This is a genomic window from Streptomyces sp. NPDC107454 (assembly GCF_055582885.1).
In genome coordinates this window covers 30,889-46,198 of the sequence record NZ_JBVJPA010000002.1, presented here as the reverse complement: position 1 = coordinate 46,198, position 15,310 = coordinate 30,889, and the positions used below count along the sequence as shown (strand labels likewise).

The window sequence follows — 15,310 nt, the reverse complement described above, 5'->3', positions numbered from 1 at the left end:
TGTCCCCATTTCCGCAGGTTGTGGCATCGGCCGACGATTCTGCGCCGTGACCCGGGTCTTGCGGCAAGCCCCCCGGTGCGCTATATGTTGAGAGTGGCAAGGAGAGAGCTCTCCTTGCCTTTTCCTTTTGCCGTCCACTGGAACTGACAAGAAGGTCTTTTCGGACACTTGACGGTCGCCGTGGCTCACGCCTCCCGACACCGCCGTCAGGTCAGGCCGGTGATGTGCCGGCCCGGCCGAGATGCCGCAGGAAGAACCGGGCCGAGTTGTCGACCTCGTATCCGGGCACCTGGTTGTGCCTGCCCGGGTAGGCGTGCAACGCCTTCTCCTTCGAGGCGCAGGCGTCGAACAACGCGAGTCCGGACTGGCGGCTGATCTCCTCGTCGTCCCACGGGAGCAGGAACTCGATCGGGATGGTGATCTGCCTGGCCGCCTCGGTCAGCGCCTCGTACACGAAGACCCCGCCGAAGGTGGCGGCGGTGATCCGGGGTTCGATCGCCGTCAGCAGCAGTCCGGTCGCGGTGCCCAACGTCATGCCGCCATAGCCGACCGGCGCCTCGGTGCCGATCTCGGGCAGTGCCTGGAGGGCGTCCAGGGCTGCCTGCCATTCCGGCACGGCCCGCTGGGCCAGTGAGCCGTTGAAGTCGGCGATGATCGGGCCGATCGGCTCTCCTGCCGCCCGGGCCCCCAGGAGAGCGGCGACCCACTGCTTGTCCTCCGCGTTGCGCGGCCGGTCGCCGTGTCCGGGCGCGTCGATGGCGGCCACGGTGAATCCGCAGGTGGTTACGTAGTGGTGTGCACGGGCCAGGATTCCCGGTGCCTTCTTGTGCAGGCCGCCACTGTGACCCATCAGGACCAGGGGTGCGCCGGCGGAGCCGGATGCGGGTGACCAGAGCACGCCGGTGACCTCATCCAGAGTGAAGTTGCGTTCGACGACACCGTTCGACGATGTCTCCGCGGTGAAATGCATGGGTTGTTGCCTTTCGGGAGTGCCTTGTCGAGGTGCTCCCGGCGACAACTACGTCAATCGCCCGACCGTGAAGAAGATGGGGAGCACCCATGGGATACGGCGTTCATGGGTCTCACCTCCTCGCGCGATGTCACGGTGTCCCGGACGCTAGCAGCCCCGGCATCGTCCCGCCCAACCCTTTTCCGTCGAACCGGGAGTTCTGAAGATCCTCATGGCGTGGGCCGGGCAACCCCAACGGGTCAGCACCGATCGCGGACGCCGAGCCGGGCAGGAAGCATGAGGGAGGCCCGCAGACCGGGTTTTCGGACCGGCAGGAAGAGGACGAGCTCCATGAGCAGACGCACCCACGGTGGCCCCGCACGGACCGGCCGCGGCCGCGCGACCGCGGCCCTCCTGGCCACCCTGACCTGCGGCGTCGCGCTCGTCTCATGCAGCACGAACAGCGGCGGTGACAGCGGCGCCGCCTCCGTCACCCCGCGCGCCACCCCGCCGGACACCTCGTCGTTCAGTGGCACACCGCCGTCGGCCCTGGCCTCGGCCGCCTCCTCGATCATCGGCTCCGCCCGGGCCTCGGCCTCGGCGGCTGCCTCGTCGCTGTCCGCCGCGGCCTCGGAGTTCGAGGCGTCCGTCTCGGCCGACACGGCCCGCGCGAGCGCGCAGGCACAGGCGGAGCTGAAGAAGGTGCAGGGCTTCGGGAACGCGCGGTCCGACGTCGCCATGAGCGGCCTGCCCAGGGCGAAGACGGGCGGCCTGCTCGCCGTGCTCGTCAACATCACCAACAACACCGATCGCACGGCCTCGTACGCCGTCCAGGTCGACTTCAAGAACGCCGACGGCAAGGTCGTCGAGACCAGGTTCGTGGGCGCGGAGAACCTCAAGCCGGGTCAGCGCGCCCAGCCCGTCGCCATCAGCAGACAGCCCACCCAGCCCCAGCTGACCCCGGTCCTGGCGAAGGCCCAGCGGTACTGACGGGGCGTCAGTCCTCCCGGACGAGGTGCACCGCAGTGCTGGACCAGTCGCCCGCCGGCAGCTCGACGTCGAGACCGTACTCGCCGAGCACCGTGGAGCGGTGCACGGCGCCGGTGCGGGCGTCGCGGTAGCGGCCCCCGGGGGTCAGACCGCGCGGCCGGACCGGCAGCCTCGGCGCGCCGTGGCGGGACACACGCCGGTAGGCGATCAGCAGGGTCTCCGAGGCGTCCGCGGCCGTGTACTGCACCACGCAGTCCGAGTCCTCGGCGGGCGGCGACAGCCGGTCGAGCCTGCCGTGCTGGACGAGATGGCGGACCTTCTTGTACGTGGCGACCAGGTCGGCCCCCTCCCGCAGTTCCTCCTCGGACCAGCGCGTGAGATCGCCCCCGATGCCGAGCGCCCCGGCCATCGCGACGTGGAAGCGGAAGCGCAGCGGGACCGTACGGCCGGTGAGCTGGTTGGGTACGTCGGTCACCCAGGCGCCCATCGTGCGGGCGGGGTAGATCTGGCCGTAGCCCTGCTGGATCCCCATCCGGTCGGCGGCGTCGGTGTTGTCCGACGCCCACGCCTGGTCCGTACGGGAGAGAATGCCCAGGTCGACGCGGCCGCCGCCACCACTGCACGTCTCGATCCGCAGCGCCGGATGGTCCGCGCGCAGACGGTCGAGGACGCCGTAGAGATTGCGTACGTAGGCGGGGCCCAGGCGGTCGGCGCCGTCCTGCCGGTCGGGCCAGCCGGCCTCACTGAACGCGCGGTTCATGTCCCACTTGAGGAAGTCGATGCCGTGGTCGCCGACCAGCCGGGTCAGCCAGCCGTGGGCCCAGTCGGCGACGTCTTGGCGGGCGAAGTTGAGGACCAGCTGATTGCGCAGCTCGGAGCGGGGGCGGCCGGGGAAGTGCAGTACCCAGTCGGGGTGTTCGCGGTACAGGTCGCTGTCCGGGTTCACCATCTCGGGCTCCACCCAGAGGCCGAAGCGCATCCCGAGCCCGTGCACCGCGCGGACCAGCGGGGCCAGCCCGTCCGGGAAGCGGTCGGGCGCCGGTGTCCAGTCGCCGAGGCCCGCCCGGTCGCTGCGGCGCGCCCCGAACCAGCCGTCGTCGACGACGTAGAGCTCCACCCCGAGCGCCGCCGCCCGCTCGGCGAGCGCCTTCTGCCCTACCTCGTCGACGTCGAAGCCGGTCGCCTCCCAGGAGTTGTAGAGCACCGGGGCGAACTCGTCAGCGTGGGGCAGGACATGGGCCAGGACGTACGCGTGCCAGGCGCGGCTGGCCGCGCCGAAGCCGCCGTCGGTGCACAGTCCCGCGAACGGGGGAGTGGCGAACTCCTCGCCCGGCGCGAGCGGCACGGCCGTACCGTCCTGGCCGGGGCCGCCGGTGAATCCGGCCCGCCCGTCGGGGGTGCGCTGCACGGTGACGCGCCAGCTCCCGCTCCACGCGAGGGCGGCGCTCCACACCCGCCCGTGCTCCTCCGTCGCCTCACCCGCGTCGAGCATCAGCCACGGGTTCGCGTGGTGACTCGTGATCCCGCGACGGCTGGTCAACACGGTTTCGCCGTACGGCAGCCGGTCGCGTCGCAACTGGCTCTCGGCGGACCACTGGCCCGTGACATGGCTGAGCCGGTAGTCCCGCTGCGGCGGCAGGGTCCAGGCGGCGGAGTCGGCACGCAGCAGGGTGACGGGCTCGTCGCCGTCGTTGCGGACGACGGTCCAGCGCTCGATGACGTCCGTGTCCTCGCGCACCCGGTAGTGAAGCGCCACCCGCAACGGGTAGCGGCGGTCGCGGAACGACAGGGTCAGCTCGCCCTCGTCGACCTGGTGGCCGGTCGGCTGCCACTCGAAGGCGCGGGAGCCGTCCGCGAACCGGACCTGCAGTGACGGCGGTCCGTAGCGCGTGCCGCCGTCGACCGGCAGTTCTTCCCCGACGGGCGGCCTGCCCTCGAAGCTGCTGGCCTCGGGCGCGGGTGGCACGGCGAGCTCCTCGGCCTCCGCCGGCGTCAGTCGTGGACCCCACGCGACGTGACAGGGCGCTCCGGTCTCGTCGATCCGCAGCGCGTACGAGGTGCGCGGTGTGGACAGCAGCCAGACCCCGGTGTCCGGGGCGAAGGAGATCGGCGACATGGATCCTCGCGTTCAGGTGGTGCTCACGTACGAGACAAGGAAAAGCCAACCCCGACCTTGGATCACGTGTCAATGCTTGCTCGCATTCTGGAATTCATAGGTCACAGCTGCCTCATGGAGCGTCCTCAAGAGAATCCTGCTTCTTTCATTGACAGCAGAAAATAAGAGCCTTAGGTTCCGGCCATGCGCTCGACCTCTCCCACCGAGGCGTTCCCGGCCCACACGCCGGCCGCTTCCCAGATCTTCACCACCGTGCTGTCCCACGGCCCGCTCACGCGGTCGGAGATAGCGGGGCGGACCCGGCTGTCGGCGGCGGCGGTCACCAAGGCGGTCCGGCCGCTGATCGAGGCCGGCTACCTAGTGGAGGACATCGCGGAGGACGCACGGCAGCCCGTCCTCGGGCGGCCCGCCAACCCGGTGCGGGTCGACGGCGGCAGGGCCCTGTTCCTGGGGATCAAGGTGACGGGCGACGAGCTCATCGCCGTACTCACCGACCTGTGCTGCCGCATCCGGGTCGCCCGGCGCGTTCCGCTCACCTCCCGCGAGCCCAAGGCGGTACTGACGTCCGTCGCGGGACTCGTACAGGAACTGCTGACGGAGGCGGACGGCTTCGGGGTGCAGGTCCGCGGGCTCGGCATCGCCGTCTCGGGTGACGTGGACCGGGCGGCCGGGGTGGTGCGCTACTCGCCGTTCCTGGAGTGGCGCGACGTTCCCCTCGCCGAACTTGCCGCGACCACTACCGGACTGCCGGTCACCCTCGACAACGACGTTCGCGCGCTGACGGTGGCCGAGCAGTGGTTCGGGGCCGGGGTGGGGCTGTCCGACTTCGCCCTGGTGACCGTCGGCGCGGGCATCGGCTGCGGCCTGGTGGTGCACGGACAGGTGGTGGCGGGAGCGCACGGCGTGGCCGGTGAGATCGGGCACGTGGCGATCGACCCGGCCGGTCCCCGCTGCCACTGCGGCAACCGGGGCTGCGTCGAGGCGATCGCCTCGGACCCCGCCATCGTCGGCCGGATCCGGGAGGTCACCGGCGCGCGTGTCGCCGACGCCACCGAGGCCCTGGCCCTCGCCCACGACGGCGACCCCGGCGCCCGGGAGGTGTACGCCCGGGCGGGAGCGGCGATCGGCCGGGGCATCGCGACCGTGGCCAACCTCCTCGGCCCCGAGCGCGTGATCATCTCCGGTGAAGGCCTGGCCGCCTACGACCTGTTCGCCGAGCAGATCCGTGACGCGTTCGCCGCGGCCGCGTTCGGTTCGGCCGCGGACTGCGACGTACAGACCAGGCCGCTGCCCTTCGAGGAGTGGGCACGTGGCGCGGCGGCCACCGCCATCCAGTCCTTCACCACCTCGGACGCGCGCTGAGGAGCACGACGCCCTGAGGGGCGAGCACGCGCCGACGAGCGCACCACGCACCGACCAGCACGTACTGAACCACAGCCACGCACTGAAGATCAGACATGTACGGACACGCGTGAGGAGCAACAATGACGCAGCAGAGCCGCAATCCCCTGGCTGCGCGTAACCCGGGCCGCCGCAGAGTCGTCGGCGGACTGTTCGGACTCGGCGCCGCCGCACTGGCCGCGCCCGTTCTGACCGCTTGCGGCGGGGGAGCGGGGGCCGACCCGAAGACGGTCACCTTCGGATCCAACGGCGCCGACGCCACCCCCAAGAAGGCCTACGCCTCCGTCACCGACGCGTTCGCCAAGGACAGCGGTCTGACGGTGAAGACGAACACCGTCGACCACGACACCTTCCAGAAGAGCATCTCCACCTATCTGCAGGGCACTCCCGACGACGTCTTCACCTGGTTCGCCGGCTACCGCATGCAGTACTTCGCCAAGAAGAAGCTCTGCAGCCCCCTCGACGACGTGTGGGACACGATAGGCGCCGACTTCAGCGACGCCACCAAGCAGCTCTCCCGCGGCGAGGACGGCAAGTACTACTTCGTGCCGCTGTACAACTACCCGTGGGCCGTCTTCTACCGCAAGAGCCTCTTCAAGGAGCGCGGCTACCAAGTCCCGCAGAAGTGGAGCGAGTTCATCGCGCTCACGAAGCGGATGAAGAAGGACGGGCTGTCCCCGATCGCCTCCGGATACGGCGGCGGCGACAGCTGGAGCATCCTCGGCGCCTTCGACTACGTGAACCTGCGGACCAACGGCTACGACTTCCACATGTCCCTGATGCGCGGCAAGGTCTCCTGGACCGACAAGCGCGCCCTCGCCACCCTCGACCACTGGCGCGAACTCGCCCCCTACTACCAGCAGGGTGCCGCCGGCCGTTCCTGGCAGGACGCCGCCCAGTCGCTGCTCGACAAGAAGTCCGGGATGGCCGTCATCGGCCTCTTCCTCGGACAGCAGATCACCGACGAGAAGATACGCGCCGACATCGACTTCTTCCCCTTCCCCGAGATCGACGCCGCGCACGGTCAGGACGCCGTCGAGGCACCCACCGACGGCTTCATGCTCAGCCGCCGGCCCAAGAACGAGGACGGTGCCAAGAAGTTCCTGGAGTTCCTCGGCGGTGCCCACAGCGAGGAGCTGTACATGGGCGTCGACCCGAGCAACCTCGCCGTCAACGACAAGGCGAGCACCGGCTCGTACAACGCGCTCCAGAAGAAGTCCGCCGACCTCATCGCCTCCGCCAAGCAGATCAGCCAGTTCGCGGACCGCGACAGCGACCCCGGCTTCATCTCCACCGTCGTACTCCCCGGCCTGACGCAGTGGCTCGACCACCCCGACGACGGCTCGGGAACGCTGACGAAGATCGAGTCCCAGCGCTCGCGCTTCTTCACGGCCTGACCAGGACCGGAAAGGTCTTACGCACCGTGTCCTCCGCGCCCACCACGCCCCCCGCCCCGCGGGGCGCCCGCCCGCGCCGCCTCGGCACCGGCGACCGGATCTTCCTCACCGTCATCATCGGCATCCCGCTGGCGGCCCTGCTCTTCTTCGTCTGGCTGCCCGCACTGGCCTCCCTGGGGCTGTCCTTCACCACCTGGGACGGCATCGACCTGGCCGACATCCACTGGATCGGCCTGGACAACTACAAGGAGATCTTCACCAACTACCCGCCGTTCTGGCCCGCGGTGCGGCACAACGTGATCTGGCTGCTGTTCACGGCCCTGCTGCCGACCCCGTTCGGCATCTTCCTCGCCTACCAGCTCGACCGGAAGATCCGCTTCACGAGGGTCTACCAGACCGCCATCTTCCTGCCGATGGTGCTCTCCCTCGCCGTCGTCGGCTTCATCTGGGAGATCATCTACAACCCCGACACCGGGCTCCTCAACGGCATCCTGAGCGCGGCCGGATCCAGCCACCACATCGACTGGCTGGGCAACCCCGACCTCAACCTGTGGGCCGTCCTGGTCGCCTCCAGCTGGCGGCACACCGGATACATCATGATCCTCTACCTGGCCGGCCTGAAGGGCTTCGACCCGGCACTCAAGGAGGCCGCCGCGCTCGACGGCGCCAACGGACGCCAGACCTTCCTGCGGGTGGTCTTCCCGGCCCTGAAGCCGGTCAACGTCATCATCCTGGTCATCACGGTCATGGAGTCCCTGCGGTCCTTCGACGTCGTCTACGTCCTCGGCGGCGGCGTCGGAAGCAAGCCGGGCATGGAACTCCTGTCCCTCCTCATCACCGACAACATCATCGGCGAGTCCAGTCACATCGGTTACGGGTCCGCCCTCGCGGTCGTCCTGCTCGTGGTCTCCCTTGCCGCCATCGGGACCTTCCTCGTCCAGAACTTCCGCAAGGAGGACCAGTGACCACGACCGTGCCGCGCCCGGCCTCCCGACCGCGGACCCGGCGCGCGCAGCAGACGCCGAAGACCCCCACCGGGCCGCGGCGCCAGACCGGCCGCCATCTGATGCTGGGCGGCATCGCCCTGCTGTGGCTCGTCCCGCTGCTGTGGGCCATGTACACCTCGCTGCGGCCCTACTCGGACACCGCGAAGCACGGCTATCTCTCCTGGCCCCACAGCATCGGCCTCGGCAACTTCAGCGACGCCTGGAACCAGTCCGGGATGCCGCACTTCTTCTGGAACTCCGTCCTCATCACGGTGCCGTCCGTCCTGTGCACCCTGCTGTTCTCGGCCGCGGTCGCCTTCTTCGTCTCCCGCTTCGACTTCCGCTGGAACATCGTCCTGCTGATGCTGTTCACCGCGGGCAACCTGCTCCCGGCACAGGTCCTCATCACCCCCCTGTACCGCCTCTACCTCCTCATCCCGCTGCCGCCGTGGATGAGCGACTCCCTCCTCCTCTACAACTCGGCCTGGGGCATCATCGCGATCCACATCGCCTACCAGTCGGGGTTCTGCACCTTCGTCCTCAGCAACTACATGAAGACGATCCCGAAGGAGATCTCCGAGGCGGCGCTCGTGGACGGCGCGCCCGTCTGGCGCCAGTTCTTCCAGATCATCCTGCCGCTGTGCCGCCCCGCGTTCGCGGCCCTCGCGACCCTCGAATCGATCTGGATCTACAACGACTTCTTCTGGCCGCTCGCGCTGATCGAGAGCGGCGACAAGCGCCCGATCACCTCCGCCCTGGCCAACCTCCAGGGTGCGTACTTCACCAATCCCAACCTCATCGCGGCCGGTGCCCTGATGACGGCGATCCCCACTCTCCTGGTGTACTTCGCGCTCCAGCGCCAGTTCATCAGCGGACTCACCATCGGCTCGGGCAAGGGCTGAGCCGCCCCAACCCTGACCCCACAGGAGGCACGACCCATGCGGTCATCCTCGTATTCCGTCCTGCCCGCACGCACCCTGAGAGCCGTGGTGGTGTTCGCCCTCACGGCAGGACTCGCGACGACCGTCCCGGCCGCACAGGCCAAGACCCCGGAGCCGCGCGAGAGCACCGCCACCACCCCCGTCGCCGCCAAGCCGTACATGGGCTGGTCGAGTTGGAGCATGCAGTCGTCGAAGTACCCGGGCCTCAACCCGGACGGCGACTACAGCTACCTCACCGAGGCGAACGTCCTGAATCAGACGGACGCCCTCGCCGCCAAGCTGAAGAACTACGGCTACGACCATGTCAACATCGACGCCGGCTGGTGGATGGACAAGACCTGGAAGACGGGCTTCGACCAGTACGGCCGCCAGACGCCCGACCCGGTCCGCTTCCCCCACGGCATGAAGTCGGTCGCCGACCACATCCACTCCAAGGGCCTCAAGGCCGGCATCTACCTGCCCGTCGGCCTGGAGAAGGGCGCGTACGGCGACGGCGGTACGCCGATCTGGAACGCCGCCGGCTGCACCACTGCCGACATCGTCTACCCGGACCTGCGCACCACCAACGGCTGGGACAACGCCTACAAGATCGACTTCGACAAGCCCTGCGCGCAGAAGTACATCGACTCGCAGGCGCAGCAGTTCGCCGACTGGGGCTACGACTTCCTCAAGCTGGACGGCGTCGGCCCGGGCTCCTTCAAGTCGGGTGACAACTACGACAACGTGCCCGACGTCGCCGCCTGGCAGAAGGCCATCGCCACCGCCGGGCGCCCGATCCACCTCGAACTCTCCTGGTCGCTCGACATCGGCCACGCCGCCGACTGGAAGAAGTACTCCAACGGCTGGCGCATCGACACCGACGTCGAGTGCTACTGCAACACCCTCGTCACCTGGGAGAACTCGGTCAACGACCGGTGGGACGACGCCCCCGCGTGGAGCCGTAAGGCGGGCCCGGGCGGCTGGAACGACCTGGACGCCATCGACGTCGGCAACGGCGAGATGGACGGCCTCACCAAGGCCGAGCGGCAGAGCTACATGACCCTGTGGGCCATCAACAAGTCGCCGCTGTTCACCGGCGACGACCTCACCAAGCTGGACAGCTACGGGGTCTCCCTGCTGACCAACAAGGAAGTCATCGCCGTCGACCAGAACGATTCGCCCGTGGCGCGTCCGGTCACCCCTGTCGGCGACCAGCAGGTCTGGGGCACCAAGAACGCCGACGGCAGCTACACCGTCGCCCTGTTCAACCTCGCCGACTCGCCGGCCTCCGTCACCGCCCAGTGGGCCTCGCTCGGATTCACCGGAAACGCCTCCGTGCGCGACCTGTGGAACAAGGCGAACCTCGGGACCTACAAGAACAAGATCACCGAGGCGCTGCCCGCCCACGGCTCGCGGCTGTTCACCGTCAAGCCCGGCGGCGGCACGCCGGCCACCACGAGCTACGAGGCCGAGTCCGACGCCAACACCCTGTCGGGCAACGCCTCGGTCGCCGGCTGCGACGCCTGCTCCGGCGGCAAGAAGGTCGGCAACCTCTACACCGGCGGCAAGCTGCGGTTCAACAACGTCACGGTGAAGAAGGACGGCATCTACACCGTCCAGGTCGCCTACGTCAGCGGCGACCCCCGCTCGGTGACCGTCTTCTCCAACAGCGGCAACGGCACCAGTGAGAAGTTCCCCTCCACGGGCGACTGGAGCACGGCCGAGACGGTCAGCGTCCAACTGGCGCTGAAGGCGGGCTCCAACACGATCACCTTCGACAGCGGCAGCGGATACGCACCCGACATCGACAGGATCGTCGTCCCGCAGTCGGTCTGAGTTCCGTAGGCGGTCTGAGTTCCGTACTCGGTTCCCGGTCCAGCGGCCGGTTCTCGGTTCAGCGGCCGGTTCTCAGCTCAGCAGTCCGTCCGACCCGCTTCCCGCGGGGCCCGGTGACACGACCCGGGCCCCGCGGGGACCTGCAGCACGCCGACGGTCCGCAGCCGTCGTTCCCGCATGAGCAGCTCCCGGATATGGAGTGCAACACCGTGGACGTTCAGCACAGCGCATCACGCGACAACACCCCCAGCCGCAGAGGCTTCCTCGCCCTCGCCGCCGCGGCCGGCGCGGCCACCGCACTCGGTGGTCTGCCCGCCTTCACCGCCTCGGCGGCCCCCCTGCGCCCCACCGCGTCGCCCATGCTGTCCGCGGCCGACGCCGCGAAGAACCAGCTGTGGTGGTCGGCTCCCGGCTCCGCCAGGTCGATGATCGAGCAGGGGCTGCCGGTCGGGAACGGGCGCCTCGGCGCGCTCGCGAGCAACGACCCCGCCGGCGAACTCCTGATGATCACCGACGCCACCCTGTGGACCGGAGGCCTCAACGACAAGCTGCAGAGCGACGGTCAGTTCCCGTACGGCCGGGACGACTTCGGCTCCCTGACCATGCTGGCCGAACTCACCGTCGCCCTCCCCGGCCACGACCTGGGCAACGTCAACAACTACCGGCGCACCCTCGACCTGGCCCAGGGCCTGATCAGCACCTCGTACGACATCTCCGGCGTCACCTACCGGCGGCAGATCTTCGCCAGCCGCCCCGACGACGCCATCGTCCTGTACTTCTCCCAGCAGGGCGGCGGCTCCTACACCGGTACCGTCTCCCTCGCGGGCACCCACGGCGAGTCCACCACCGCCAACAGCGCGGGCCGCTACGCCTCGTTCGGCGCCTCCTTGGCCAACGGCCTGAAGTACGGTGCCGCCGTCACCGCGTACAGCGGCACGGGCCGGGTCCGCGTCGACGGTACGTCGATCGCGTTCAGCGGCTGCAAGGACCTCACCGTCGTCGTCAGCGGTGGTACCGACTACGCGCCCGACGCGGCGGCGAAGTTCCGCGATCCGTCCCTGGCCCCGGAGCGCCTCGCCAGAACCAAGGTCCTGAACGCGGCAGGTCACCCGGCGAGCACCCTGCTGCACACACATGTCGCCGACTTCCGGGCCGTGTTCGGACAGCTGGACATCAACCTTGGTACGTCCTCCGCGGCGCAGCGCGAACTGGACACCTGGGAGCGGCTTCAGGCCCGCCACCGGGACGATGTCCCCGACCCGGAACTCGAGGCGGCCTACCTGCAGTTCGGCCGCTACCTCATGATCTCCGGATCCCGGGGCAGCCTGCCGATGGGCCTCCAGGGCCCCTGGCTGGACGGCAACGACCCGGACTGGATGGGCGACTACCACACCGACATCAACGTCCAGATGAACTACTGGATGGCCGACCGGGCGGGTCTGTCCGACGGCTTCGACGCCTTCACCGACTACTGCCTCGCGCAGCTGCCCGACTGGACGGACGTCACCCAGCGGCTGTTCAACGACTCCGCCAACCGGTACCGCAACTCCAGCGGAAAGATCGCCGGCTGGACCGTGGCGATCTCCACCAACCCCTATGGCGGGGGCGGCTGGTGGTGGCACCCGGCCGGCAACGCCTGGATCTGCCAGAGCCTGTTCGAGCACTACGAGTACACACAGGACCGCGCCCACCTCAAGAAGATCTACCCCCTCCTCAAGGGCGCCGTGCAGTTCTGGGAGACCCGCCTCATCACCACGACCGTCACCGACGCGTCGGGGGCCGAGCGGGAGGTGCTCATCGCCGACAGCGACTGGTCGCCCGAACAGGGTCCGCTCGACGCCAAGGGCATCACGTACGCCCAGGAACTGGTGTGGAACCTCTTCGGTAACTACCGCACCGCGACCGAGGTACTCGCCAAGGACGCCGCCTACCGCAAGACCGTCGACGGCCTGCGTGAGCGCCTGTACCTGCCCGTGGTCAGCCCCAAGACCGGCTGGCTGGAGGAGTGGATGTCGCCCGACAACCTCGGCGAGACCACACACCGTCATCTCTCCCCGCTCATCGGTCTCTTCCCCGGCGACCGGATCCGCCCGGACGACTCCACGCCGAAGGACATCCTCGCCGGCGCGACGGCCCTCCTGACCGCTCGTGGCATGAACAGCTACGGCTGGTCCAACGCCTGGCGCAGCCTGTGCTGGGCCCGGCTGAAGAACGCGGAGAACGCCTACCAGCTCGTCGTCAACAACCTGAAGCCGTCGGTGAGCGGTGGCAACGGCACGGCGCCGAACCTCTTCGACATCATGGACATGGGGGAAGGCCGCGGCATCTTCCAGATCGACGCGAACTTCGGCACCCCCTCCGCGATCATCGAGATGCTGGTCTACTCGCGGCCCGGACACATCGAGCTGCTGCCCGCCCTGCCCGCCGCCTGGGCGGCATCCGGCTCGGTGTCCGGCGTGGGTGTCCGCGGCGGCTTCGTCGCCGACCTCAGCTGGAAGAATGGAAAGGTGACCCGGGCCACGCTGAAGAGCGTCGGGGGCCGCGAGACGACCGTCGTCTCGGGCGGCGCCTCGCGCAAGGTCAGCCTCAAGCCCGGTGAGTCCCTCACCCTGCGGGGCCTGCGGTGAGCGGCGCCCGGTTCCGACGCCGCGCCGTGGGCGTCGTATCGGCGCTGCTCCTCGCGGTCTGCGGACCCCTGACCGCCTCGGCGGCGGCGCAGCCGGGAGCCTCGTCGGGCGCGCCGGTGACGCCCGCCGCCGAGGCGCGCGCGAAGCACTCCGTGGTCACCTGGGGCGCCAGCGCCGACCGGCAGGGGGCGGGACCGGCCGACCGCAGCTACCGACTGATCGTGCGCACCAGCGTCGGCGGCACGAACATGCGGATCCGGCTGTCCAACGCCTTCGGCGAGCACCCGGTGACCTTCGCGAGCGCGTACGCCGGGCTGCGGAAACAAGGCGCGGAGCTGGTCCACGGCTCCAACCGGCGGCTGTCCTTCGGCGGGGCCGCGTCCGTCACCGTCCCGGCCGGCGAGACCGTGCTCAGCGATCCGCTGCCCGGAACACTGGCCGCCCAGAGCGACCTGGTCATCAGCCTGTACGTGACCGGCGCCCAGGGACCGACGACCGGCCACGGCATGGCCATGCAGACCAACTACGCGACCGCGGGCGACCACGCGGCCGAAGAAGGCGCGGCCAACTGGACCGATCCGATGGGCTCCTGGTACTGGCTGGACGCCGTCGACGTGCAGACGTCCGCCGAGGTCGGCTCGGTGGTGACCCTCGGCGACTCCATCACCGACGGATGGGCCTCGACCACCGACCAGAACCGCCGCTGACCCGACTATCTGTCCCGGCGGCTCCAGGCCGCGTCCGGGCTCACCGTGAAGGGAGTGGCGAACGAGGGGATCTCCGGCAACAAGGTGCTCGCGGACGGCGCCGGGCAGGCCGCCCTGAACAGACTCCAGCGTGACGTCCTCTCCCAGCCCGGGGTCCGCACGGTCTTCCTGTTCGAAGGCATCAACGACATCAAGGCCCATACCGGTGTCACGGTGGACGACATGATCGCCGGGTATCGGCAGATCATCGACCTGGCGCACGCGGCGGGCAAATGTGTCGTCGGCGCGACCGTCATGCCGTTCAAGGGCTGGTACGAGTACGACGCCGCCTCCGAGGCCGTGCGCCAGGGCGTCAACGACTGGATCAGGAACAGCGGGGCGCTCGACGCCGTGACGGATTTCGACAGGATCACGCGCAATCCCTACGACCCGCGGCTGATCCTGCCGTTCTTCGACGGCGGCGATCACCTGCACCCCAACGACAAGGGGATGCAGGCGATGGCCGACGCCGTGGACCTCGGGAGCCTGACGTCCTGCTGATCCCGGGCTCCGCGCGGGGCGGTCAGGGGTACGAGACGTGCTCGTACTGACCCTGGCCGCCCAGCGAGACGGTAGTAGCAGTAGCTGCCCAGGCCCCATCCCTCGTGCGTGGTCACGGAGTCGGCGACCTCGTAGGCCGCGTACCCCTTGACGCTTCCGTTCTGGATGGCGGCCTGGTTCGGCGCGTCGTACGCCCGGTTACGCCACCCTGATCCCGGACAACGGTGTGACCGCGCTCAGGACGGGCGACGTCGACGGGGTGCGGCTCGCGGGATTCCTCATCGACGCCGGTCCCGTGAACTCCTCGACGCTCCTCGAGGTGGGCCCCACGGGGGCTTCAGCGAGCCACTCCGCCAACCCGACCACGGTCCAGGACGTCTTCGTCTGGATCGGCGGCGCCGGCGCGGGCAAGGCCACCACCAGGGCGGGTTCGGGAAGGACTGCGCGGGTGCGCCCTGGACACCGGAGAAGACCATGTTCCAGACGGCGTTGGTCCAGCCGCCCACCGAACTGTCGCGGGTGTACCACTGCTGCTGCGAGTACGGTCCGACCGAACCGTCGATACGGCTGTCGGCGAGGTAGCCGCCGCCGGCCCAGCCGTAGCCGGTGGGGGCGAGGTCGAGACCGGGGCAGGCGGGTGCCCGACGACGTCGCCGTCATCGGCTTCGACGACTCCGGCGCGGCGACGGCCTGCCGTCCGCCGCTGACCACCGTGCGCCAGCCCGTCGAGGAGATGGCCTCGGTGATGGCCCGGCTCCTCGACGAGCACCTCCGGGGCGCGCGCACCGAGCCCACCTCGGTGATCTTCGATCCGGAGCTCGTGGTGCGCGAGTCGGCGTAG

Annotated in this window: 9 protein-coding genes and 4 pseudogenes; 10 read left to right on the top strand and 3 right to left on the bottom strand. The window is 69.4% G+C overall.

Annotation, left to right across the window (positions count from 1 at the left end):
• Positions 1-211 precede the first annotated feature (211 nt).
• The gene (locus tag ACZ69M_RS04305) at positions 212-970 is read right to left on the bottom strand and encodes an alpha/beta hydrolase family protein (protein WP_470046467.1); all 759 of its coding nucleotides are present in this window, start codon (positions 968-970) and stop codon (positions 212-214) included.
• Between the two features lie 330 nt (positions 971-1,300).
• Between ACZ69M_RS04305 and ACZ69M_RS04300 the strand changes: the two genes are divergently transcribed.
• Positions 1,301-1,939 carry a hypothetical protein gene (locus ACZ69M_RS04300; RefSeq protein WP_470046465.1) on the top strand — a complete coding sequence of 213 codons (639 nt, stop codon included), beginning with the start codon at positions 1,301-1,303 and terminating at the stop codon, positions 1,937-1,939.
• Positions 1,940-1,946: 7 nt separating this feature from the next.
• On the opposite strand, the gene ACZ69M_RS04295 is transcribed toward ACZ69M_RS04300, so the two are convergent.
• Positions 1,947-4,055: an alpha-galactosidase gene (locus tag ACZ69M_RS04295; protein WP_470046463.1), complete on the bottom strand. Its 2,109-nt coding sequence runs from the start codon at positions 4,053-4,055 to the stop codon at positions 1,947-1,949.
• A gap of 183 nt (positions 4,056-4,238) precedes the next feature.
• Between ACZ69M_RS04295 and ACZ69M_RS04290 the strand changes: the two genes are divergently transcribed.
• From ACZ69M_RS04290 to ACZ69M_RS04255, 8 genes and pseudogenes are all read left to right on the top strand, one after another.
• A complete protein-coding gene (locus tag ACZ69M_RS04290; protein ID WP_470046462.1) occupies positions 4,239-5,417 on the top strand; it encodes an ROK family protein in 1,179 nt (392 codons plus the stop codon).
• Positions 5,418-5,539: 122 nt separating this feature from the next.
• The gene (locus ACZ69M_RS04285; protein ID WP_470046460.1) at positions 5,540-6,853 is read left to right on the top strand and encodes an ABC transporter substrate-binding protein; all 1,314 of its coding nucleotides are present in this window, start codon (positions 5,540-5,542) and stop codon (positions 6,851-6,853) included.
• Positions 6,854-6,879: 26 nt separating this feature from the next.
• Positions 6,880-7,818, top strand: coding sequence for a carbohydrate ABC transporter permease (locus ACZ69M_RS04280; protein WP_352052306.1), 939 nt, complete (start codon positions 6,880-6,882; stop codon positions 7,816-7,818).
• Positions 7,815-8,741 carry a carbohydrate ABC transporter permease gene (locus ACZ69M_RS04275; RefSeq protein WP_470046459.1) on the top strand — a complete coding sequence of 309 codons (927 nt, stop codon included), beginning with the start codon at positions 7,815-7,817 and terminating at the stop codon, positions 8,739-8,741. The genes ACZ69M_RS04280 and ACZ69M_RS04275 overlap by 4 nt, the downstream gene beginning before the upstream one ends.
• Positions 8,742-8,777: 36 nt before the next feature.
• On the top strand, positions 8,778-10,595 hold the full coding sequence (locus ACZ69M_RS04270; RefSeq protein WP_470046458.1) for an alpha-galactosidase D: 1,818 nt from the start codon (positions 8,778-8,780) through the stop codon (positions 10,593-10,595).
• A 209-nt stretch (positions 10,596-10,804) separates the two neighbouring features.
• Complete coding sequence (locus ACZ69M_RS04265) at positions 10,805-13,222, top strand: glycosyl hydrolase family 95 catalytic domain-containing protein (RefSeq protein WP_470046457.1); 2,418 nt, start codon at positions 10,805-10,807, stop codon at positions 13,220-13,222.
• Positions 13,219-14,469 (top strand): annotated as a pseudogene (locus tag ACZ69M_RS04260) (SGNH/GDSL hydrolase family protein). Before ACZ69M_RS04265 ends, ACZ69M_RS04260 begins: the two are co-directional and overlap by 4 nt.
• A 196-nt stretch (positions 14,470-14,665) precedes the next feature.
• Positions 14,666-14,890 (top strand): annotated as a pseudogene (locus ACZ69M_RS04255) (coagulation factor 5/8 type domain-containing protein); the annotation flags it as partial.
• On the opposite strand, the pseudogene ACZ69M_RS04250 reads toward ACZ69M_RS04255, so the two are convergent.
• Positions 14,889-15,095 (bottom strand): annotated as a pseudogene (locus ACZ69M_RS04250) (coagulation factor 5/8 type domain-containing protein); the annotation flags it as partial. The pseudogenes ACZ69M_RS04255 and ACZ69M_RS04250 overlap by 2 nt on opposite strands.
• On the opposite strand from ACZ69M_RS04250, the pseudogene ACZ69M_RS04245 reads away from it, so the two are divergent.
• Positions 15,089-15,310, top strand: a pseudogene (locus tag ACZ69M_RS04245) (substrate-binding domain-containing protein); the annotation flags it as partial. The pseudogenes ACZ69M_RS04250 and ACZ69M_RS04245 sit on opposite strands and share 7 nt — an antisense overlap.

Coding starts and splice junctions, on each gene's coding strand:
- ACZ69M_RS04305 (WP_470046467.1), bottom strand. CDS start 970: ATGCATTTCACCGCGGAGACATCGTCGAACGGTGTCGTCGAACGCAAC.
- ACZ69M_RS04300 (WP_470046465.1), top strand. CDS start 1,301: ATGAGCAGACGCACCCACGGTGGCCCCGCACGGACCGGCCGCGGCCGC.
- ACZ69M_RS04295 (WP_470046463.1), bottom strand. CDS start 4,055: ATGTCGCCGATCTCCTTCGCCCCGGACACCGGGGTCTGGCTGCTGTCC.
- ACZ69M_RS04290 (WP_470046462.1), top strand. CDS start 4,239: ATGCGCTCGACCTCTCCCACCGAGGCGTTCCCGGCCCACACGCCGGCC.
- ACZ69M_RS04285 (WP_470046460.1), top strand. CDS start 5,540: ATGACGCAGCAGAGCCGCAATCCCCTGGCTGCGCGTAACCCGGGCCGC.
- ACZ69M_RS04270 (WP_470046458.1), top strand. CDS start 8,778: ATGCGGTCATCCTCGTATTCCGTCCTGCCCGCACGCACCCTGAGAGCC.